This is a genomic window from Actinoallomurus iriomotensis (genome assembly GCF_030269445.1).
Classification (GTDB): domain Bacteria; phylum Actinomycetota; class Actinomycetes; order Streptosporangiales; family Streptosporangiaceae; genus Actinoallomurus; species Actinoallomurus iriomotensis.
In genome coordinates this window covers 1,778,556-1,798,263 of the sequence record NZ_BSTJ01000001.1, presented here as the reverse complement: position 1 = coordinate 1,798,263, position 19,708 = coordinate 1,778,556, and the positions used below count along the sequence as shown (strand labels likewise).

Genomic DNA, 19,708 nt, shown 5'->3' with positions numbered 1-19,708 from the left:
GGGACCGGCTCTCTGCCCCGACGCGTACCCGTCCGCGATGCCGAAGGGCCTCCATACGTGAGCGCGATCCGTCCGGCTGCTGTCATCGTCCTGGCCGCAGGCGAGGGCACGAGAATGAAGTCCCGCAAGGTGCCGAAGGTCTTGCACGAGCTCGGCGGGCGCACCATGGTGGGCCACGTCCTCGCGGCCTCGCGCGAACTCGAGCCCGAGCGGCTCCTGGTCGTCGTCGGCCACGGCCGGCAGAAGGTGATCGCGCATCTGGAGGCCGGCTGGCCCGGGGCGCGACCGGTGCTCCAGGCGGAGCAGAACGGCACCGGCCACGCCGTGCGCATGGCGCTGGAGGCCGTCGGCTCGATCGACGGCACCGTGCTCGTGCTCAACGGCGACGCCCCTCTCCTGCGGGGCGACGTGCTCCACGAACTCCTGGCGGTGCACGAGAGCGAGGGCAACGCCGCGACGATCCTGACCGCCGACCTGCCCGACCCGACCGGTTACGGGCGCATGATCCGTGCCGCCGACGGCTCGGTGAGCGCGATCGTCGAGGAGAAGGACGCCGACGCCGCCCAGCGCGCCATCACCGAGATCAACGTCGGCATGTACGCCTTCGACGGCGCCCTGCTCGGCGCCGCCCTCAAGCAGGTGACCACCGACAACGCGAAGGGCGAGGAGTACCTCACCGACGTCGTCACCATCCTGCGCGACTCGGGTCACCGTGTCGGCGGCGCGCTGGACCGCCACTGGCTCGGCCCCCTCGGCGTCAACGACCGGGTGCAGCTCGCCGAGGCCCGGCGGCTGCTCAACGACCGCGTCCTCGAGGCGCACATGCGCCAGGGTGTGACGATCGTCGACCCGATGTCCACCTGGGTCGACGTCCAGGTGACGATCGAGCCGGACGCGGTGATCGAGCCGGGCACCCAGCTGCGCGGCACCACGCACGTCGCGGCCGGGGCGCGGGTGGGCCCCGGCTGCACCCTCACGGACACCACGGTCGGCGAGGACGCCGTCGTCGTGAACGCCGTCTGCGAAGGCGCCGAGATCGGCCCGGAGGTCAGCGTCGGCCCGTTCGCGTACCTGCGGCCGGGCACGAAGCTGGCCCGCGGGGCCAAGGCGGGCACGTACGTCGAGATGAAGAACGCCGTGGTGGGCGAGGGCACCAAGGTGCCGCACCTGACGTACGTCGGCGACGCCGAGATCGGCGCGGGCTCCAACATCGGCGCTGCCTGCGTCTTCGTGAACTACGACGGTGTCGAGAAGCGCAAGAGCGTCGTCGGCGACCACGTGAAGGTGGGCAGCGACAACATGCTCGTCGCGCCGGTGAACATCGGCGACGGCGCCTACACCGCGGCCGGTTCGGTGATCACCGGTGATGTTCCCCCCGGGGCGATGGCCGTCGCCCGGGCCCGCCAGCGCAACGTCGAGGGATGGGTCGAGCGCAAGCGGCCGGGCACTCCGTCCGCGGAGGCCGCGCGGCGCGCGCAAGAACGAGCAGAGCAAGGAGACTGACCCCGTGACCGGCATCAAAACGACGGGTGAGAAGAAGCTGATGCTCTTCTCCGGCCGCGCCTACCCCGAACTGGCCGAGGAAGTGGCCGAGGCGCTCGGCGTCGAGCCGACCCCCACGTCGGCGTACGACTTCGCGAACGGTGAGACGTTCGTGCGCTTCAACGAGTCGGTCCGCGGATCCGACGCGTTCGTCCTGCAGAGCCACACCGCGCCGATCAACCAGTGGATCATGGAGCAGCTGATCATGGTGGACGCGCTGAAGCGCGCGTCGGCCAAGCGGATCACCGTGGTCGCCCCGTTCTTCGGGTACGCCCGCCAGGACAAGAAGCACCGCGGCCGCGAGCCGATCTCCGCGCGGCTGATGGCGGACCTGTTCAAGACCGCCGGCGCCGACCGGCTCATGGCGGTCGACCTGCACACGGCGCAGATCCAGGGCTTCTTCGACGGCCCCGTGGACCATCTGTTCGCGTTGCCGCTGCTCACCGACTACATCAAGGAGAAGCTCGACACCGACGGCGTGTCCGTCGTGGCGCCCGACGCCGGGCGGGTGCGCGTGGCCGAGCGGTGGAGTGACGAGCTCGGCGGCTGTCCGATGGCGATCATCCACAAACGCCGCGATCCCGACGTGGCCAACGAGGTCAAGGTCTTCGACGTCGTCGGCGAGGTCGAGGGCCGCACGTGCGTGGTCGTCGACGACATGATCGACACCGGCGGCACTATCGTGAAGGCGTCCGAGGCGCTGTTCGAGGAGGGTGCGGCCCGCGTGGTCGTCGCCGCCACGCACGGCGTGCTGTCCGGGCCGGCGGTGGACAAGCTGAAGAACTCCCGGATCTCCGAGGTGGTCCTCACCAACACGCTGCCGATCCCGGACAACAAGCGGTTCGACAAACTGACGGTCCTGTCGATCGCCCCGTTGATCGCCCGAGCGATCAACGAGGTGTTCAGCGACGGGTCCGTGACCAGCCTGTTCGGCGGCCACAGCTGACAACGAACGCCTCCCGGCACGAATGGGAAGGACGATCGGCTAGACTTGATTGACCGAGTGCGTCCGACGCTGTGTCGCGCGGCCGACCAGACCTGGTCCGCGTGCCGCTCGGAGCACCGACATTTCGACTGATCCCGTCGACGTAGCACTGACTAGCTTGATCCAACGAGGAGTTTTGCCGTGTCCGAGGTACGCATCGCCGCCGAGCCCCGCACCGAGTTCGGCAAGGGCCCCGCGCGGCGCACTCGCAGGGCCGGCAAGGTGCCCGCCGTCCTGTACGGCCACGGCACCGACCCCCGTCACATCGCGCTGCCGGGCCACGAGCTGATGCTCGCGCTGAAGACCCCGAACGCGCTGCTGCGCCTGCAGGGGCTCGACGGCGGCGACGAGCTGGCTCTGCCCAAGGACGTCCAGCGTGACCCTCTGAAGGGCTTCCTGGAGCACGTCGACCTCCTCGTCGTCAAGCGCGGCGAGAAGGTCACCGTCGAGGTGCCGGTCCAGGTGACCGGCGACGTCGTGCCGGACGGCATGCTCGACCAGCAGCTCGTCCAGGTGTCGCTCGAGGCCGAGGCCACCCACATCCCGCAGGCGATCGAGGTCAACGTCGAGGGCATGGCCATCGGCGACCAGCTGCTCGCCAAGGACCTCCCGCTCCCGAGCGGCGCGACGCTCGACGCCGAGGAGGACACGCTCGTCCTCCACGTCATCGCCGCGCCGACCGCCGCGCAGATGGAGGCCGGGCTCGAGGGTGAGGCCGCCGAGGGCGGCGCCGAGGGCGAGGGTGCCGAGTCCGAGGCCAAGCCCGAGGGTGGCGAGGAGTAAGCACTGCGAGTGCGACGGGCGCCCCTCCGGGGCGCCTTTCGCGTTTTCCCATGGGGGCGGGAGGAACGATGGCCTCGGACGAGCCGTGGCTTCTGGTCGGCCTGGGCAACCCCGGCCCCGGCTATGCCGGCAACCGGCACAACGCCGGCTTCATGGTGCTCGACGTCCTGGCCGGCACGGTCGGTGGCCGGTTCAAGTCCCACCGTGCGCGTGCCGACGTCGTCGAGGGGCGGCTCGCCGGCCACCGGGTGGTGCTCGCCAAGCCGCGGTCGTACATGAACGAGTCCGGCGGGCCGGTCAAGGCCCTCTGCGACTTCTACAAGATCCCGCTTGAGCGGCTCGTCGTCGTCCACGACGAGCTCGACATCCCGTACGGCACCCTGCGCCTGAAGCGGGGCGGCGGGGACAACGGCCACAACGGCCTGCGCTCGATCACCAAAAGTCTGGGCGGCCGTGACTACCTGCGGGTGCGGTTCGGCATCGGGCGGCCTCCGGGCCGGATGGACGCGGCGGCGTTCGTCCTGCGCGACTTCTCCGCCGCCGAGCGCAAGGAGCTGGACCTCAACACCGACCGTGCCGCGGACGCCGTCGAGGCGCTCGTCACGCAGGGCCTGGACCGGGCGCAGAACACCTTCCACGGCGAGCCCTGAGCTCTGGCGAGCCAAGGTGGCCGAAGGTGGCGATGTCCGCTCCTGCGGCTGAAGTGAACTCTAGGATATGTGCCACACCGAGAACGAACTCGTGAACCTCAGGTGGCTAACGAGCGTCATGCATCTGTACAGGTAAAAGTGACGTTCGACGAGGGGTGAAATGGCGGTCGTCGAAGAGGCGCGGCCAAGGGCTCGGCCCGTGGGCGGAAGCAGGGAACAGGTCACGGCCTGGGCATCGCGTTATGCCCGGCAGGCTTTCGGCCTCGACTTCGTCGCCGCGCTCCTCGGAGGCCTGATCGCCTTCGTGATCAGGTTCCGCTTCTCCTCCTTCGGCGACCCCTGGAGCACCCCCTACATCGGGCTCAGCTTCGCCCTCCCGTTCCTGTGGACCGGCGCGCTCGCCCTCGCCCGTGGGTACGAACAGCCGATGTTCGGCGTGGGGCCGGAGGAGTTCCGCCGGATCCTGCGGTCCGGCTTCGCCCTGACCGCGAGCGTCGCCATCCTGGCGTACGCGACGAAGACCGAGGTGGCGCGCGGCTATGTGATCGCGGCGCTGCCCCTGACCACCGGCTTCGGCCTGTACGGCCGCTACCAGCTGCGCAAGCGGCTGCACCGGCGGCGCAAGGCCGGTCAGTACATGCGGCGCGTCGTGGTCGTCGGCCACCGGGCCGCCGTCGCCGACCTGGTCCGCCAGCTCCGCCGCGAGCCCTATCACGGCATGGAGATCGCCGCCGCGTGCCTGCCGGCGATGCTCGCCACGGGCGACGACGCCGTCACCGAGGTCGAGGGGGTGCCGGTCGCCGGCGACTTCACCGAGGTCGCGGCCGTGGTCGAACGCATCCGCGCCTGTACGGTCGCCGTGCTGGCCTGCCCCGAGCTCGACGGCGTGGCGCTGCGGAGGCTCGCCTGGCAGCTCGAGAGGGACGACGTCGACCTCGTCGTCGCGCCCGCGCTGATGGAGGTCGCCGGTCCCCGCACCTCGATCCGCCCGGTGGCGGGCCTGCCGCTCCTGCACGTCGAGCACCCGGAGCTGTCCGGCGGCCGTCGCGTGGCCAAGAGCGCCTTCGACCGGGTCGGCGCGGGGCTCGCGCTCGTCTTCCTGTGGCCGGTGCTCGCCTGCATCGCGGTCGCGATCCGCCTCGACAGCAAGGGCCCGGCGCTGTTCCGGCAGGTGCGGGTCGGCCGTGACGGCCGTGAGTTCACGGTGCTGAAGTTCCGCACGATGGTTTCGGACGCCGAGCGGCGCAAGGCGGCCCTCGTTCAGTACAACGATCACGACGGCGTTCTTTTCAAGATCAGGAACGACCCGCGGATCACCCGCACGGGCGGGTGGCTGCGCCGGTACTCCCTCGACGAGCTGCCTCAGCTGATCAACGTGCTGCGCGGTGACATGTCCCTCGTGGGCCCCCGCCCTCCGCTGCCCGAAGAGGTCGCCCAGTATGGTGACGACGTACGCCGCCGGCTCGTCGTACGCCCGGGCATGACCGGTCTGTGGCAGGTGAGCGGGCGCTCTGATCTATCGTGGGAGGAATCGGTCCGCCTGGACCTGCGTTATGTCGAGAACTGGTCCCTCACCCTCGACCTGCAGATCCTGTGGAAGACCTGGTCCGCGGTGGCTCGAGGATCCGGTGCCTACTGACGTAGAGAGAAGTACGTGACGCACGACGATCATGCCCTCGCCCGTGATCTCGCGACCGAGGCGGGCGCGCTGCTGCTCCGGCTGCGCGCCGACCGCGGTTTCGGTGACCTCAAGGCTCTCCGTGACGCCGGTGACCGCGAGTCCCACGTCTACCTGACCGAGGCGCTCGCGCGGCAGCGCCCCGGCGACTCCGTGCTCAGCGAGGAGGGCAAGGACGAGCTCTCCCGCCTCGAGGCGGAGCGGGTGTGGATCGTCGACCCGCTCGACGGCACGCGCGAGTACGCCGAGGAGGGTCGCGGAGACTGGGCCGTCCACGTCGCGCTCTGGCAGCGCGACGAGGGCACGACCGGCGGGCTCGCGGCGGGCGCGGTCGCGCTCCCGTCGCAGGGCCGTACGCTCTCCACCGCCGAGCCGATCGAGCTTTCCCAGGTCGACACCGGCCATATCCGGGTCGCGGTGAGCCGCAGCCGTCCGCCGGAGTTCGCCACGCGCCTCGCCGAGCACCTCGACGCCGACGTCGAGCTGGTGCCGATCGGATCGGCCGGGGCGAAGGTCGCGGCGGTGCTGCTCGGCGACGTCGACGCCTACGTCCACGCCGGCGGGCAGTACGAATGGGACTCCGCCGCCCCGGTCGCCGTCGCCCACGCGGTCGGCGCCCACGCCTCGCGGATCGACGGGTCACCGCTGACCTACAACGAAGAGGACACTCTTCTGCCGGATATTCTGGTCTGCCACCCGGAACTGGCGCCGACGCTGCTCGCCGGCATCCGGGCGGTCCTGTAACGAACCGACCCGGGAGCCTTGACGCGATGCAGCGCAGCACAGCTGACGCCCGTGACTACCGGACGTCTCAGCTCGACGTACTCGAAGCGGAGTCGATCCACATCGTCCGCGAGGTCGCGGCCGAGTTCGAACGGCCCGTCCTGCTCTTCTCCGGCGGCAAGGACAGCATCGTCATGCTGCGCCTGGCCGAGAAGGCCTTCTGGCCGGCCCGGATCCCCTTCCCGGTGATGCACGTCGACACCGGCCACAACTTCTCCGAGGTCATCGAGTTCCGCGACCGCCGGGTGGCCGAGCTGGGCGTCCGTCTCGTCATCGCGTCCGTGCAGGAGTCGATCGACAAGGGCCGCGTCGTGGAGGAGACCGGGCGGCGGGCGAGCCGCAACCGGCTGCAGACGACGACGCTCCTGGACGCCATCGAGGAGCACCGCTTCGACGCCGCGTTCGGCGGTGCACGGCGCGACGAGGAGAAGGCGCGCGCCAAGGAGCGGGTCTTCTCCTTCCGCGACGACTTCGGCCAGTGGGACCCCAAGAACCAGCGGCCCGAGCTGTGGAGCCTGTACAACACCCGCATCCGCCAGGGTGAGCACATCCGGGTGTTCCCGCTGTCCAACTGGACCGAGCTGGACATCTGGGACTACATCAAGCGCGAGAAGCTGGAGATCCCCTCCATCTACTTCGCCCACAGCCGCACGGTGTTCGAGCGCGACGGCATGCTCCTCGCCGACAGCCCGTTCTCGAACCGCGGCGACGACGAGCCGGCCTTCGAGGCGATGGTCCGCTACCGCACGGTCGGCGACATGAGCTGCACCGGCGCCGTCGAGTCGACCGCGACCGGCCTCGACGAGGTGATCACCGAGATCGCCGCGACGCGGATCACCGAGCGCGGCCAGACCCGCGCCGACGACCGTACGAGCGAGGCCGCCATGGAGGACCGCAAGCGCGAGGGGTACTTCTAACCATGAGCATGGACATTCTCCGGCTCGCCACCGCTGGATCGGTCGACGACGGAAAGTCGACGCTCATCGGGCGGCTGCTGTACGACTCCAAGTCGATCTTCGAGGACCAGATCGAGGCGGTCGAGCGCACCAGCCGCGACCGGGGTGAGGAGTACACCAACCTCGCGCTGCTCACCGACGGCCTGCGCGCCGAGCGCGAGCAGGGCATCACCATCGACGTGGCGTACCGCTACTTCGCCACGCCGAGGCGGAAGTTCATCATCGCCGACACTCCGGGGCACATCCAGTACACCCGGAACATGGTGACCGGCGCGTCAACGGCCGACCTGGCGATCATCCTGATCGACGCGCGGAAGGGCCTGCTGGAGCAGTCGCGGCGTCACGCGTTCCTCGCCACTCTGCTGCGCGTCCCGCACCTCGTGCTCGCGGTCAACAAGATGGACCTGGTCGACTACGACCAGGAGACGTTCGAGCGGATCAAGGACGACTTCACCTCGTTCGCGGCCAAGCTGTCGGTCGGCGACCTGACGTTCATCCCGATGTCCGCGCTGCACGGCGACAACGTGGTCGAGCGGTCGGCGAACACGCCCTGGTACGACGGGCCGTCGCTGCTCCACCACCTGGAGAACCTCCACATCGCCTCCGACCGCAACCTCATCGACGTGCGGTTCCCGGTGCAGTACGTCATCCGCCCCCAGGCCTCGACCGACCCGGAGCTGCACGACTACCGCGGGTACGCCGGACAGGTCGCGGGCGGCGTGCTCAAGCCGGGCGACGAGGTCATGCACCTGCCGTCGGGGCTGACCACGCGGATCAAGCGGATCGACACCGCCGACGGCCCGGTCGATGAGGCCTACCCGCCGATGGCGGTGACGCTGCTGCTCGAGGACGACATCGACATCTCCCGCGGCGACATGATCTGCCGGCCGCACAACAAGCCGCAGGTCACGCAGGACGTCGAGGCGATGATCTGCTGGATGTCCGACGAGCGGACCCTGACACCGCGGACCAAGCTCGTCATCAAGCACACGACCCGTACGGCCCGTGCGATGGTCCGCGACCTGCACTACCGGCTCGACGTGAACACCCTGCACCGGCACGAGGACGCCGAACGCCTGGAGCTCAACGAGATCGGCCGGGTGACGCTGCGGGTCACCCAGCCGCTGTTCGCCGACGCGTACGGCCGCAACCGCGCCACCGGCGGTTTCATCCTGATCGACGAGGCGACGAACGCGACCGTCGCGGCCGGCATGATCATGGAGAGCCGCTGACCCCGGCCTGAGCGGTCATTCGGGCCCGGACCTGCTGTGACCGGGCGGCACGCGCGAACGCGGCCGCCTCGGTTCCGCCCCCGGCCAGGTCCGGGCTCTCGCCGTACCAGCAGCCCGTGCCCGCCGCGCCGGACTCGACGACGAGAGCATCGAGGCGCTGTTCGTCACCACGTTTCGGACCGCCGCTCATGGCGGCGCCGGCTCGTGGTCTCCGGCGCGGAGCACGCCTCCCACCAACGACGGCCGGACGCCCTAAACGCGGCCGGGCGGGAAGCCACCGGTGGCGATCGGGCCCCACGTGTCGATCGTGATGCGGATCAGCGACTTGTTCTGGCGGTGCATCGCCTGGCGGTATTCGTCCCAGTCGGGATGTTCCCCGGCGATGCTCCGGTAGTACTCGACGAACGCATCCTCCGCCTCCGGCATGTCGAGCACCTCGGCGCTGCCGTCCACCTGGACGTACGGACCGTTCCAGTCGTCGGACAGCACGCAGATCGAGACCCGCTCGTCGCGGCGCGCGTTGCGGGCCTTGGCGCGTTCGGGGTAGGTGGAGACCACGATGCGGCCCTCACCGTCGACACCACAGGACACGGGCGACAGCTGCGGCCGCCCGCTGGAGCGGGTCGTGGCGAGCAGCCCGTGGTGGCGCGGACGGAGGAAGTCGATCAGCGCGTCGCGGTCGACCTTGTCCGCGGTCGCGATCTTCGGGGACATCAAGCCTCACCTTCCGCCGGGTGACCGGCCGGTCGACGTCGTGGCACGCTCCGATCCTGCCACGCCGCCTTCGAGCCCGGACCCGCGGGCGCGCAGCGCCACCAGGTGACGGACCAGGGCGAGTACGGCGAGCAGCGCGACGAGCGCGCACACGCCCCACCACCCTGCCCGGCCGTAGGCGCGGGCGCCGAGCCAGGAGCCCGCACTGCCGCCGAGGTAGGCGCAGGTCATGTAGGCGGTGTTGACCCTGCTTCTGGCCTCGGCGCGCAGGGCGTAGTTCCGTACCTGGTTGGCGACCATCCCGGACTGCATGGCGACGTCGAGCAACAGCGAACCCAGCACGAGTGCCGTGAGGCCCACCGTCCCGCCCCGGCCGCCGCCCGCGAGGACGAGTGCCGCGACGATGACGCCGAGCACGCACACGAGGTTGACCGCGTCGGGCCCGTGGCGGTCGGCCAGGCGTCCCGCGACCGGCGTGCAGACCATGGTCCCCGCGTTGACCAGGGCGAGCGCCCCGACCGCCCGGATGCTCAGGCCGTACGCCGGGCCGGTCAGCAGGAGCGCGACGCCGGTCCAGACGGCCGAGAACCCGGCGAAGATCGTGGCCTGGTAGAAGCAGGAGCGGCGCAGCTCCGGCTCGGCGCGCAGGAGGCGCAGCGACTCGGCCAGCAGCGCCGGGTACCGCTGTCCCGACGGCGGGGACGTCGGCGGCAGCGCCCGGCCGAGGACCGCCGCGAGGACCAGGGTGAGCGCGGCGGCCAGCAGGTATGGGGCCCGCCAGCCCAGCCACTCGCCCAGCACCCCGCCCAGGGTGCGGGACAGCAGCATGCCGCCGATGGAGCCGCTCAGGAGCGTGCCGCTGACCACTCCACGGCGGTCCTCCGGCACCAGGCCGGCCGCCATCGGACCGATGATCGGCGCCACCACCGTCGCCAGGCCGATGAGCGCGCTCGCCCCGGCGAGAGCGGGAAGGGCGGGCGCCGCGCTCGCACCCAGCAGCCCCAGCCCGGTGACGCCGAGGAGGGCGACGACCAGCCTCCGGTGCGGCAGCCGGTCGCCGAGCGGGACGAGCAGGAAGATCCCGGCAGCGTAGCCGAACTGCGTCGCGGTCACGACCAGGGCGGCCGAGCCGGCGCCGATGTGCAGGCCGGCGGCGACCGACGGGCTGATCGCCTGGGGGAAGTAGATGTTGCCGACGGCCACTCCGCAGGTGAGGGCCAGGAGCAGGATCGTCCGGCGGCTCAGCCGGACTCGCGCGAGGTCGTCGTCCGGCACGGCCGCTGGACGTCGATCGGGAACGGTCATGGTTCGAAGTCCACGGCACCGGCGTCCCGCCGCCAGGGGAGGTGGGTGTTGCCGACGGCCATTCCGCAGGTGGGGGGCAGGAGCAGGATCGTCCGGCGGCTCAGCCGGACTCGCGCGAGTTTCTCGTCCGGCACGGCCGCCGGACGTCGATCGGTAACGGTCATGGACCGAAGTCCACGGCACCGGCGTCCCGCCGCCAATCGATGTAGCGTATGGCTTAATGATCAGCTTTGTCCTGGGTGTCGAGGACCTCGCCGACACCCGGTTCGCCCTCTCGCCCCTGCACGAGACCGTGCTCAGCCTCCGGGTGCTCCGGGATCCGAGCCTGTCCGCGCTGCACCTGCCGTGGCGCCGGTTCGTCCTCGCCGCGATCGGCGTGCTCGACACGGAGCTGCTGATGTCGCTGGTCGGCCCGCGCCGTACCCTGCCCGACTTCCTCACCCCGCGGCCGGTCACCTTCGCGGCCGCGTTCGAGGACGAGCTGGCCGTCGTACGCCGGACCGACCCGGACCTGGTCCGCCGGGACCTGCTGGCCGCGCACGCCCCGGACCCGGTGCCCGCGGCCCTGCGCGAGGCCGCTGACGGCGACGACGCGAGTGTCGCCGCGCTCCGCGACGCCATCTGCGCGCTCCTGCGGCGGTACTGGGAGCTCGCCATCGAGCCCGGCTGGCCGCGGATGCGGCTCGTGCTGGAAGCGGACATGACCTACCGTGCGCGGCGGCTCGCCGTCGGAGGCGCGCGGCTGCTGTTCGCCGACATGCACCCGAATTTGCGCTGGCACGACGGAGTGCTGCACATCGACAAGATGATCAGCCGGCACCGGGTCACGGCGGCGGGGCGGGGGCTGCTGCTGGTGCCGTCCGTCTTCTCTCATCAGCCGGCACCGCCGGTGAGCCCGGAGGAACCGCCGATGCTGGCCTACCCCAGCCGCGGGGTGGCGACGCTGTGGGCCGCGCCTCCTCCCGCCGACGCGACCGCTCTCGCCTCGCTCATCGGCTCGTCGAGAGCACGGCTGCTCGGAGTGCTCGAAGAACCGTTGCCCACGGTGGAGATCGCCCGCCGCCTCCGCGTCACCCCGAGCGCCGTGTCCCAGCACCTGCGCGTGCTGTACGCCACGGGCCTGGTCACCCGGGCCCGTGACGGACGGCAGGTCCTGTACCGCCGCAGCGAACTCGGCGACCGGCTGGCCGCCCGGTAGCGGGTCGCCACCGGGCGGCCGCGGCGATCAGCGCAGCGGGCGGAAGAGGGTGCGCAGGTCCCCGGCGAGGAGCGCGGGCTCCTCCATCGGCAGGAAGTGGCCGCCCACCGTCGGGCCGCGCCACTGCCGCAGGTCGGTGAAGCCGCGTTCGGCGAGGGAGCGTGGCATGTCACGCAGCACCGGCTCGGCGCTCAGCGTGACCCCCGCGGGCACCGGGACGACGGGGCGGGGCGGACTCAGCGGCCAGTCGTAGTACTGGCGGAACGACGAACCGATCGTGCCGGTCGCCCAGTAGAGCGTGAGGACCGTCAGCATGTCGTCGCGGTCGAACCGGCTCTCCAGGTCACCGCCACAGTCGCTCCAGGCGCGGTACTTGTCCACGATCCAGGCGGCCAGCCCGGCGGGGGAGTCCTGCAGCGCGGCGGCGATGGTGTCCGGGCGGGTGAGCATGATCTCGCTGTAGCCCCCGTCCTTCTCGTCGAAGGCCTCGACCGCCGCCAGCCACGCGCGTTCGGCGTCGGTGAGGTCGCCCGGCTCCGCCGGCATGCCCGGATGGATGAGGTGGATGCCGGCCACGCTCTCGGGGTACAGGGCGCCGAGCCAGGTCGTCACCCCCGCGCCGATGTCGCCGCCGAAGGCACCGTACCGGGCGTACCCGAGCTCCTCGGTCATCAGCGCGTGCCACGTCTCCGCCGTGCTCTGCCGTGTCATGGGCCCTCCTACGTCGGAAGGGGTGACCACAGCGGCAGTGCCTTTGATTCCCTCGCTTCGCTCGGTCATGGGCCGGCCCGGAGGCAGGTCGGAGAACAGGAATCCGGGCAGCGACGGGATGACTACGTCGAACGCGTCGGCGGGGTCGCCGCCGAAGCGTGCCGGATCGGTCAGCAGCGGCACGAGCGGCAGCATCTCCACGAAGCTGCTCGGCCAGCCGTGCGTCAGGATCAGGGGCAGCGCGGGCCGCCCACCCGCCGCGCGTACGTGCACGAAGTGGATGCGCTGCCCGCCGATGTCGGCCAGGTGGTGGGGCAGGCGGTTGAGCTCGTCCTCGGCCGTACGCCAGTCGAAGCCGTCGGCCCAGTAGGTCAGCAGCGACCGCAGGTAGGCCGGGTCGGTGCCCGCGGCCCACGGCTCGGGGCTGGAGGCGGGGGTGAAGCGCGTGCGGCGGATGCGGTCGCGCAGGTCCGCGAGCACGTCCTCGGAGACGTCGACGCGGAAATGAGTGACGGACATGAGTCCTCCAGATCGGAGGGCGTCTCCCCGGCGGTCGTCAGCGGATGGAGGCGACGAGGAGGAACACCCGGATGTCACGAACGGCGAGCATCGGGGCCACCTCCTCTCCTCAGCGAGTGCTGACCTGTCGCATCATGCCATGACACGCGACGGGCCGCGAGCCGATAATCGGCCCGCGGCCCGGAGTGGCCGGAATGGTCAGATCGCGGCAGGTGCGTCCGGACCCGGACCGCCGGAGGAACCCTGCTTGCGGCGCCAGAGGAAGAAGCCGCCGATGGCCAGGACGAGCACGACGACGACGCCGACGATGCCGTACAGCACGCCGTTGCCGCCGGAATCCTTCTTGGACGCGGCGACCGGCGTGGTGCTGGGCTGGTCGGTCGCGCCGCCGGCCGACGCGGCCGCGCTGGGCTGCTCGGCGGCCTTCTTCCGCGGGGTGACGGCCGGGTGCTTGCCGCTCATCAGGTCGAGGAAGGTCAGCACCTCGGACTTGGGGTTGCCCGCCTTCCTGGCCCGGGAGAGCAGTCCGTTGACCTTGGCGCTCGGCAGGCTGTTGGAGAAGGCCTGCAGGCGGGTGCCGGTGAGAATGACGTAGGTGCGGTTCGGCTCCTGCCTCAGCCGGCTGACCACCGCCGCCGTGGAGGCGCCGGCCGGCAGCACGACGACCCCCGCGCGGCCCGCGCCCTCGATGGCGGCGCGCAGCTTGTCGAGGTCGGCGTCGGACTTGAGGTAGGACGCGCTGGAGTCGACGTAGTAGCCGTCCTCGGAGACGGACTCGGCGACGAGCTCGGGGTCGATGGTGTCCGCCCGCGCGGGTACGGCGTGCCAGCCGAGCATCATCAGCAACGCGGCCGCAAGGAGGGCCGGCAACAGGGCGCGGCGTGCGCGCAGGTCCATGGGGGGTCAGCTCCTCGTCATTCTCTTGAATAGGCGAGCCTACCGACTTACGTCGCGGGCCCGCCGGGTTATACGCCGGTCGGCCGCCGGGCTACGGCGCGTCGCCTCCGATGGATCCCGAGAGCGACCAGACCGGCCACGATCAGGGCCACCGGCGCCCCGCCGGCGATGATCAGCGGGCGGGACGGGTGCCGCCGCTTCTTCTTCGCCGCCGCGCAGTCGCCGAGCTCGCACGACGACCGGGCGGCCAGCGCCGGGACCGCCGCCAGCGCCCGCCAGGCGTTCAGGGAGTCCGGCGAGGTGCGGTAGTCGAAGTCGCACGCCGCGTTCACCCGCTGGCCGGTGTGCTGGTCGTCCCAGTACAGGGCGGCGCGGAACTGCCGGTACGCCGGACTGGTCAGCAGCTGCCCCATGTCGCGCAGCCACTGGGCCTTGCGGCCGGGGCGCGCCGGGTCCTCCACCGAGCCGAACTCCAGCAGCATCAGGCCCTTGGCCGGGTGCCGCAGGCCGAACCGGCGCTCGGGGTCCACCAGCTCGGCCGGGCTCTCCCAGCGGCCGGAGCCGGAGTGGCAGGTGTTCCAGTTGTAGCTGTCGCCGGCGATGTCGTCGACGTACGCGTCACCGGGGTAGTACAGGTCGGCGTCCGTCAGCCCGTGGCCGGCGTTGTGGGAGAACGCCCAGCCGGTCATCGTCCAGACGTAGCGCGCGTTGCGCACACCGGCCGCCCGGTAGGTGGTGACGAGGTTGCGCCACGCGGCGACGAAGTCGGCCGGCCCGCCCATCGGCGCCGACGTACGGGCGTCGGGCTCGTGGTTGAACACCACGTAGACGAGCGCGCGGAACCTCTTGATCTCCTTCGCCTGCCGCTGCATGTCGGCCCACAGCGGGCTGCCGGGCCGCGCCGCCGCGATGTCGCGCCAGGAGAGCTTCGCGCCGTTCTTGCGCCGCGCTTTGATCGACACGAACACGGTGTGACCGGTGCGCCTGGCCCACTCCTGGTGTGCGTCGAAGAGCGGTTCGTCCCAGCGGCGGAAGACCCGGACGCCCTCCAGCCGGTGGCCGGTCTCGCTCTCGCGCTGCTGGACCTCCTGCCGGGTCTGCCCGACGGCGCCGAGCATGACCCGGTGGCCCGGCGCCGGTGTGCCCGTGACGATGCTGCCGGCCAGCATCAGGGCGACCGCTCTCATGTACGGACGCAGGCGAAGAGATGCCGTCCGTAGTTGTCGGCGTACGGCGGGTGGGCGTCATCGTCCGGACCGAGGTCGATGATCTCGTCGAACGTCGTGTGCCGCCGCAGGAAGTCCGCGATCGACTCGGCGTTCCAGCCTTCGAGGGAGGTGCGGAACCACGCCTCGTTCTCCTGGCCGGTGTCGAGGAACAGCACCTTGCCGGTGGCCCGGTCGAGCAGCTTCACGAGCGCCTCCGGGCCCACCGAGCCGCGACCCAGGACGAAGTGGTGCAGCAGGCTGAAGCAGGACACCACGTCGTACACGCGGTCGCTGTAGGCGAGCAGCTCGACGGCGTCGCCGGTGCCGATCTGCCCCTCGCGCAGGCCGTACACCGCCTTGCCCAGCGGCACGGCCAGCGGGTCGCGCTCGACGCCCTGCGCGTCGAAGCCCGCCTTGCCCATCTCCGCCACGAACCAGCCGTAGCAGCTCGCGACGTCGATGTAGGAGCCGGTGACGCCGCGTTCGGCGAGCAGCTTGACCATCTTCTCCAGCCGGTCGGTGCAGCGGCGCACGGTGGTCCAGCTCTTGGCCAGCTCCGGTGCGTCGATCGGCTGGTACAGCTCCTTGGTGCCGTCGAGCCAGCTCATGCGCAGCAGCAGGTCCTGCAGCGGCGTGGTGACCGGCAGCCACTTGGTCACGACGCGCGCGGTCGTCTCGCCCCGTGCCGCGGCGCGGGCGAGGCGGTGGTGGCCGTCGAGCACCTGGTAGTAGTCGCTGCCGCGGACCGGCGCGACGAGGACGGGGTCGAGCCGCCCGCTCTGCTCAGGGCGGCGCTCGCCCTCCTCGCCGGACAGGAAGCTCCGCGCGCCGGCGACGATGCCGGCGTCGTCCGTGGCGCCGAAGTAGCGGCCGCCCGCGTCGATGCAACGGCGCGCCAGGCGGCCGTACGGGGAGGCCAGGATCTCCTCGTCGGTCGGGTCGGTGAGCCGCAGCAGGTCGACGTGCGGCCCGTCGACGAGACGGGTCGAGGGCCACAGCAGGTCGTCGGTGCGTTCGGCGAACTCGCGCGCGGTCCAGCCGGCCTGCGCGCCGACCAGCAGCCGGTCGATCGGCACGGTGACGTGGCCGGGACGGCGGAGCACGAGCGTGGACACCACGACACGGGCCTTCGGAGGGATCGGCACCGAGCGGCCGGCGTCGGCCAGCCGCCCGTACACCGGACCGGCGGAGGCCATTCCCGCCTTGCGCAGCGCCTGCTTCGCCCGCCGGCCACCGCTCCGCAACTTCTGCGGGTTCAGATTGCGGCGTACCTCATCAAGCATTGTTGACCATTCCTCCGGTGGCTCTGCGTCCGGGCAACAGGGCGGCGAACGCGGTAAGTGCGAGGCGGGCGCGACCAGCCCACATTAGCCCGGCGTAGCAGCCCGCGCCGAGCACCAGACCGGCCAGCGTGGCGGTCGTGCCGAACGCCAGCCGGGCCACCAGCGGAAGCAGGCCGAAACAGGCCAGCGCCGACGCCGCCGCCAGGCCAAGACCGGCGCCGGCCGGCGTCATGCCGAAGATCCGCCGAACCTGCGCGAGCGGAAGGACGTTGCGGGTGGCCAGCGCGGCCGCCCAGGCGAGCGCGGCGCCGGTGATGCCCAGCCAGGGGATGAGCACGGCGTTCAGCGCGAGGTCGACCACGAGCGCGGCGGTGTTGTTGGCCAGGCTCAGCCCGCTGCGGCCGCCCATCAGCAGCATCACGTCGACCGGACCGGTGCCGGTGGCCAGCAGCATCGCCAGGGCGAGGATGACGGTGGCGTACTGGCCGGTGCCGTACCCGTGCCCGAACGCGGACAGGTAGACGGGGGCGGCGACCGCGACGGACAGGTGCACCGGCCAGGTGAGCGCGACCGTCCACGTGGTGCAGCCCGCGAACACCCGCGCGGTGCCCTCGCGGTCCTCCAGCGCGATGAGCCGGCTGACCGCGGGCTGCATGGCCTGCTGGACCGCCTGCGTGCCGAGCTGGCCGATGACCATGAAGCGGGTGGCCGCGGTGTAGATCGCGGCGTCGCGGGGCGAGGCCAGCGCGGCGATGAGCACGATGTCGGCGCGCTGCAGCGCGGTCTGGCAGATCTGCGCGACCGAGCGCGGCGCGGTGTAGCGCCAGAACTCCCCGGCGAGGGCCCGCGTGTCGGCCGGCCCGTCGTCCAGGCGCGCCACGATGCGCCGGTACCACGCGACGGCGACGACCAGGCCCACGAGGTACGGCAGGGCCCAGGCGAACGCGAGGGCGACCGGGTTCGCGGTGAAGACGGCGACGAGGAGGACCCCGGCGACCTGCGTCACCTGCCGGAAGATCTTCTCGATCGCCACCGTGGGCCGCATGGTGGAGTGCCCTCGCGTCGCGGCGAGCACGGCGTCGTGCGCGGCGGCGACCGGCAGGAACACCGCGAGCACCCGCAGCATGGGCGCGACCTGCCCGCCGCCGAGGCTGTCCGACAGCGCGGGAGCGGCCGCGAACAGCACGAGCGCGGCGACGCAGGCCACCGCGACCACGGGCACGAGCGCCACCGGGACCGTACGGCGGGCCGCGCCGTGGTCGCCGAGCGCGAGGTGACGCGGCAGCCAGCGCAGCAGGCCCGCGTCGCTGCCGAGGCCGGCGACGGCGTTCAGGATGACGAACAGCGACGTGGCCGCGAAGAACGCGCCCGCGACGCCCTGCGGGTACGCGTGGGCGACTGCGAACACCAGTGCGAAGCCCATGAGCCCGGCCGTGGCCGCACCGGCCAGGTTGAGCGCGCCGCCCCGGGCCAGCCGGGACAGATGAGGTTCGGAACTCACGCTTCGATCGCCTTGTGGACGGCGGTCTCCGTCGAGTCGGAGGCGTCGCCCGGCTGCTGGCGCTGGACGTCGTCCTGGCCGGCGAAGCGCGACCAGTCCGGTGAGGTCGCGGTCGTGCTGGGGCGGCCGGGAGCGGCAGGAGGCGTCGGCGCGCCCTGGGGCGGGTGCGGGGGCCGCGCCATCCCCGTGCCGGGGGCGTAGTCAGGCTGGCCGCCGGGCTGGCCGCCGGGGCCGGCGTCGCCGCGATGGGAGCCGCCGCGGGGCCCGGCGTCGCGCGAGGCGACGCGGCGCCCGCGGCTGTCCTCGACCACGGTGCCGATCACGATGGCGCCCGCGCGCTCGGCCTCGAGGTAGGCCTGCTCGATGTCGGCGCGCGTCGTCTGGCCGAGCGTGACGACGATGAGCACGGCGTCGGCCAGCGTGCACAGCGCCTGGGCGTTGGCGTCGTGCACGCTCGGGGCGTTGATCAGGATGTACTCGGCCTTGTCGCGCAGGAGGCGCACGGTCTCGCGCATGCGCGGGCCGCTGAACCGTTCGGCGGCGGCGCCCGCGCCCGGCCCGCGCGGCAGCAGCCGCAGCTGCGAGTCGGCGTGCACGAGGAGCTGCGTCGGGTCGGTGCCGCGCATCAGCACGTCGGACAGGCCCTTGGACTGGCCGAGACCGAACAGCGCCGAGGGGCTCGTCTCGGAGAAGCTGGCGTCCACCATGATCGTCGCCGAGCCGGCGTGGGCGAGCGCGACGGCGAGGTTCGAACTGGCCAGCGTCGCCGACGCGGCCGGGGTGGCGTTGGTCACCAGCAGGGTGACCGGGCGCTCCTGCACGGACGCGACGACCGCGGCGCGCAGGCGGCGGTACGCCTCGCCGGCCCGGCTCTTCGGCGCGGTCACCAGGACCAGGCCGCCGGCCGAGGACACCGTGCTGAGCACCGGGACACCGAGCCGCTCGACGGTGCGGACGTCGCGCAGCCGGCGGTCGGAGCGTTCGAGGGCGAGCGCGATGAGCAGGCCCGCGAACAGGCCGACCAGCAGGCCCACGCCGCCGAACGTCGCGGCGCGCGCGGTGAGCGACCCGCTCGGCGGCTGCGCCGGGGTGATGACCGATCCCGCGTTGACGGGCGTCGCGGCGATGTCGTTGTTCTGCTCGTCGATCACGCCGATCTGGTTGTTGTACGCCGTGATCCGCTGCCGCAGGAAGCTCTTCTGGGAGGCGGGCGCCGTGGCCAGCCGCTTGGTGGTGTTGGTCAGCTCCTGCTGGACCTTCTTCTCCTGCTCGCGCAGCTTGTTGGAGCGGTCGGTCAGCACGCTCTGGGCCCGCTGCGAGCGGTAGGTCAGGTAGCCGTTCGCGAACGCCTGCGCGCCGTCACGGGCGGCGGTGGCGCTCGAACCGGTGTAGGTGATGAGCAGGACCTGGGTGTTGGGCGGCACGGTGACGCTGACCCGCGACCGGTCGGCGCTGCGCAGCTTCTGGCGCACCACCTGCTGGACCGCGTCGGCGCGGACGAGCTCGGCCTCCGACTCGAGGTTGGTCAGGTCGTCGCCCCGGCCGTTGGGGGAGTAGGGGTTGCCGTCGAGCGGGCTGATGAGCACCGTCGCCGTCGCCTTGGCGCTCGAGGGAAGCAGCAGCCCCGCCGCCAGGCCGAGCACGGTGGCGACCGCGGCGAGCGCGCCGATGAGTTTGAGATGGCGTCGTGCCACCCCCGTCAATCGCCCTTGTGCGTCCTGATCAGCCGCCATGCGCTGGTCTCCCTCGATCTACACCCCGGC

19 protein-coding genes are annotated in these 19,708 nt (G+C 71.8%); 9 read left to right on the top strand and 10 right to left on the bottom strand.

The window, feature by feature from the left end:
* The first annotated feature begins 57 nt into the window (after nt 1–57).
* The 8 genes from glmU to cysN all read left to right on the top strand — a co-directional run bounded on the left by glmU (nt 58) and on the right by cysN (nt 8,609).
* Nucleotides 58–1,503 (top strand): bifunctional UDP-N-acetylglucosamine diphosphorylase/glucosamine-1-phosphate N-acetyltransferase GlmU, encoded by a 1,446-nt coding sequence (gene glmU / locus QSK37_RS08545; RefSeq protein ID WP_285618761.1) that lies wholly within the window; start codon nt 58–60, stop codon nt 1,501–1,503.
* A gap of 4 nt (nt 1,504–1,507) precedes the next feature.
* Nucleotides 1,508–2,488: a ribose-phosphate diphosphokinase gene (locus tag QSK37_RS08540; RefSeq protein ID WP_285571239.1), complete on the top strand. Its 981-nt coding sequence runs from the start codon at nt 1,508–1,510 to the stop codon at nt 2,486–2,488.
* A 180-nt stretch (nt 2,489–2,668) separates the two neighbouring features.
* On the top strand, nt 2,669–3,310 hold the full coding sequence (locus QSK37_RS08535; protein WP_285618759.1) for a 50S ribosomal protein L25/general stress protein Ctc: 642 nt from the start codon (nt 2,669–2,671) through the stop codon (nt 3,308–3,310).
* A 68-nt stretch (nt 3,311–3,378) separates the two neighbouring features.
* The gene (gene pth / locus QSK37_RS08530; protein WP_285571233.1) at nt 3,379–3,960 is read left to right on the top strand and encodes an aminoacyl-tRNA hydrolase; all 582 of its coding nucleotides are present in this window, start codon (nt 3,379–3,381) and stop codon (nt 3,958–3,960) included.
* Nucleotides 3,961–4,120: 160 nt separating this feature from the next.
* Complete coding sequence (locus QSK37_RS08525; RefSeq protein WP_285618757.1) at nt 4,121–5,599, top strand: sugar transferase; 1,479 nt, start codon at nt 4,121–4,123, stop codon at nt 5,597–5,599.
* Between the two features lie 15 nt (nt 5,600–5,614).
* Nucleotides 5,615–6,382, top strand: a complete 768-nt coding sequence (locus QSK37_RS08520; protein ID WP_285618755.1) for a 3'(2'),5'-bisphosphate nucleotidase CysQ — start codon at nt 5,615–5,617, stop codon at nt 6,380–6,382.
* A gap of 26 nt (nt 6,383–6,408) precedes the next feature.
* Entirely contained in the window at nt 6,409–7,338 is a 930-nt protein-coding gene (gene cysD, locus QSK37_RS08515) for a sulfate adenylyltransferase subunit CysD (RefSeq protein ID WP_285571225.1), read from the top strand.
* Nucleotides 7,339–7,340: 2 nt separating this feature from the next.
* Nucleotides 7,341–8,609, top strand: a complete 1,269-nt coding sequence (cysN, locus tag QSK37_RS08510; RefSeq protein WP_285618753.1) for a sulfate adenylyltransferase subunit CysN — start codon at nt 7,341–7,343, stop codon at nt 8,607–8,609.
* Here cysN and QSK37_RS08505 read toward each other — a convergent pair.
* The 4 genes from QSK37_RS08505 to QSK37_RS08490 form a co-directional block, all read right to left on the bottom strand.
* On the bottom strand, nt 8,593–8,799 hold the full coding sequence (locus QSK37_RS08505; protein ID WP_285618751.1) for a hypothetical protein: 207 nt from the start codon (nt 8,797–8,799) through the stop codon (nt 8,593–8,595). The two genes, cysN and QSK37_RS08505, sit on opposite strands and share 17 nt — an antisense overlap.
* A 62-nt stretch (nt 8,800–8,861) precedes the next feature.
* Nucleotides 8,862–9,323 (bottom strand): PPOX class F420-dependent oxidoreductase, encoded by a 462-nt coding sequence (locus tag QSK37_RS08500; protein WP_285618748.1) that lies wholly within the window; start codon nt 9,321–9,323, stop codon nt 8,862–8,864.
* A 6-nt stretch (nt 9,324–9,329) separates the two neighbouring features.
* Nucleotides 9,330–10,628, bottom strand: a complete 1,299-nt coding sequence (locus QSK37_RS08495) for an MFS transporter (RefSeq protein WP_285618746.1) — start codon at nt 10,626–10,628, stop codon at nt 9,330–9,332.
* On the bottom strand, nt 10,625–10,792 hold the full coding sequence (locus QSK37_RS08490) for a hypothetical protein (protein ID WP_285618744.1): 168 nt from the start codon (nt 10,790–10,792) through the stop codon (nt 10,625–10,627). The genes QSK37_RS08495 and QSK37_RS08490 overlap by 4 nt, the downstream gene beginning before the upstream one ends.
* A gap of 56 nt (nt 10,793–10,848) precedes the next feature.
* On the opposite strand from QSK37_RS08490, the gene QSK37_RS08485 reads away from it, so the two are divergent.
* On the top strand, nt 10,849–11,826 hold the full coding sequence (locus QSK37_RS08485) for an ArsR/SmtB family transcription factor (protein ID WP_285618743.1): 978 nt from the start codon (nt 10,849–10,851) through the stop codon (nt 11,824–11,826).
* A 27-nt stretch (nt 11,827–11,853) separates the two neighbouring features.
* On the opposite strand, the gene QSK37_RS08480 is transcribed toward QSK37_RS08485, so the two are convergent.
* The 6 genes from QSK37_RS08480 to QSK37_RS08455 form a co-directional block, all read right to left on the bottom strand.
* Nucleotides 11,854–13,056 (bottom strand): epoxide hydrolase family protein, encoded by a 1,203-nt coding sequence (locus QSK37_RS08480; protein ID WP_285618741.1) that lies wholly within the window; start codon nt 13,054–13,056, stop codon nt 11,854–11,856.
* A 198-nt stretch (nt 13,057–13,254) separates the two neighbouring features.
* A complete protein-coding gene (locus QSK37_RS08475) occupies nt 13,255–13,953 on the bottom strand; it encodes a hypothetical protein (protein ID WP_285571214.1) in 699 nt (232 codons plus the stop codon).
* 68 nt (nt 13,954–14,021) lie between these two features.
* Entirely contained in the window at nt 14,022–15,140 is a 1,119-nt protein-coding gene (locus QSK37_RS08470) for a glycoside hydrolase family 26 protein (protein ID WP_285618739.1), read from the bottom strand.
* The gene (locus QSK37_RS08465) at nt 15,137–16,444 is read right to left on the bottom strand and encodes a ParB N-terminal domain-containing protein (RefSeq protein WP_285618737.1); all 1,308 of its coding nucleotides are present in this window, start codon (nt 16,442–16,444) and stop codon (nt 15,137–15,139) included. Before QSK37_RS08465 ends, QSK37_RS08470 begins: the two co-directional genes overlap by 4 nt.
* Nucleotides 16,437–17,945: an oligosaccharide flippase family protein gene (locus tag QSK37_RS08460; RefSeq protein ID WP_285618735.1), complete on the bottom strand. Its 1,509-nt coding sequence runs from the start codon at nt 17,943–17,945 to the stop codon at nt 16,437–16,439. The genes QSK37_RS08465 and QSK37_RS08460 overlap by 8 nt, the downstream gene beginning before the upstream one ends.
* Nucleotides 17,942–19,639, bottom strand: coding sequence for a tyrosine-protein kinase domain-containing protein (locus QSK37_RS08455; protein ID WP_285618734.1), 1,698 nt, complete (start codon nt 19,637–19,639; stop codon nt 17,942–17,944). The genes QSK37_RS08460 and QSK37_RS08455 overlap by 4 nt, the downstream gene beginning before the upstream one ends.
* Between the last annotated feature and the right edge of the window lie 69 nt (nt 19,640–19,708).

Coding starts and splice junctions, on each gene's coding strand:
- QSK37_RS08495 (WP_285618746.1), bottom strand. CDS start 10,628: ATGACCGTTCCCGATCGACGTCCAGCGGCCGTGCCGGACGACGACCTC.
- pth (WP_285571233.1), top strand. CDS start 3,379: ATGGCCTCGGACGAGCCGTGGCTTCTGGTCGGCCTGGGCAACCCCGGC.
- cysD (WP_285571225.1), top strand. CDS start 6,409: ATGCAGCGCAGCACAGCTGACGCCCGTGACTACCGGACGTCTCAGCTC.
- QSK37_RS08525 (WP_285618757.1), top strand. CDS start 4,121: ATGGCGGTCGTCGAAGAGGCGCGGCCAAGGGCTCGGCCCGTGGGCGGA.
- QSK37_RS08485 (WP_285618743.1), top strand. CDS start 10,849: ATGATCAGCTTTGTCCTGGGTGTCGAGGACCTCGCCGACACCCGGTTC.
- QSK37_RS08490 (WP_285618744.1), bottom strand. CDS start 10,792: ATGACCGTTACCGATCGACGTCCGGCGGCCGTGCCGGACGAGAAACTC.
- QSK37_RS08470 (WP_285618739.1), bottom strand. CDS start 15,140: ATGAGAGCGGTCGCCCTGATGCTGGCCGGCAGCATCGTCACGGGCACA.
- QSK37_RS08475 (WP_285571214.1), bottom strand. CDS start 13,953: ATGGACCTGCGCGCACGCCGCGCCCTGTTGCCGGCCCTCCTTGCGGCC.
- QSK37_RS08505 (WP_285618751.1), bottom strand. CDS start 8,799: ATGAGCGGCGGTCCGAAACGTGGTGACGAACAGCGCCTCGATGCTCTC.
- cysN (WP_285618753.1), top strand. CDS start 7,341: ATGAGCATGGACATTCTCCGGCTCGCCACCGCTGGATCGGTCGACGAC.
- QSK37_RS08500 (WP_285618748.1), bottom strand. CDS start 9,323: ATGTCCCCGAAGATCGCGACCGCGGACAAGGTCGACCGCGACGCGCTG.
- QSK37_RS08465 (WP_285618737.1), bottom strand. CDS start 16,444: ATGCTTGATGAGGTACGCCGCAATCTGAACCCGCAGAAGTTGCGGAGC.
- QSK37_RS08480 (WP_285618741.1), bottom strand. CDS start 13,056: ATGTCCGTCACTCATTTCCGCGTCGACGTCTCCGAGGACGTGCTCGCG.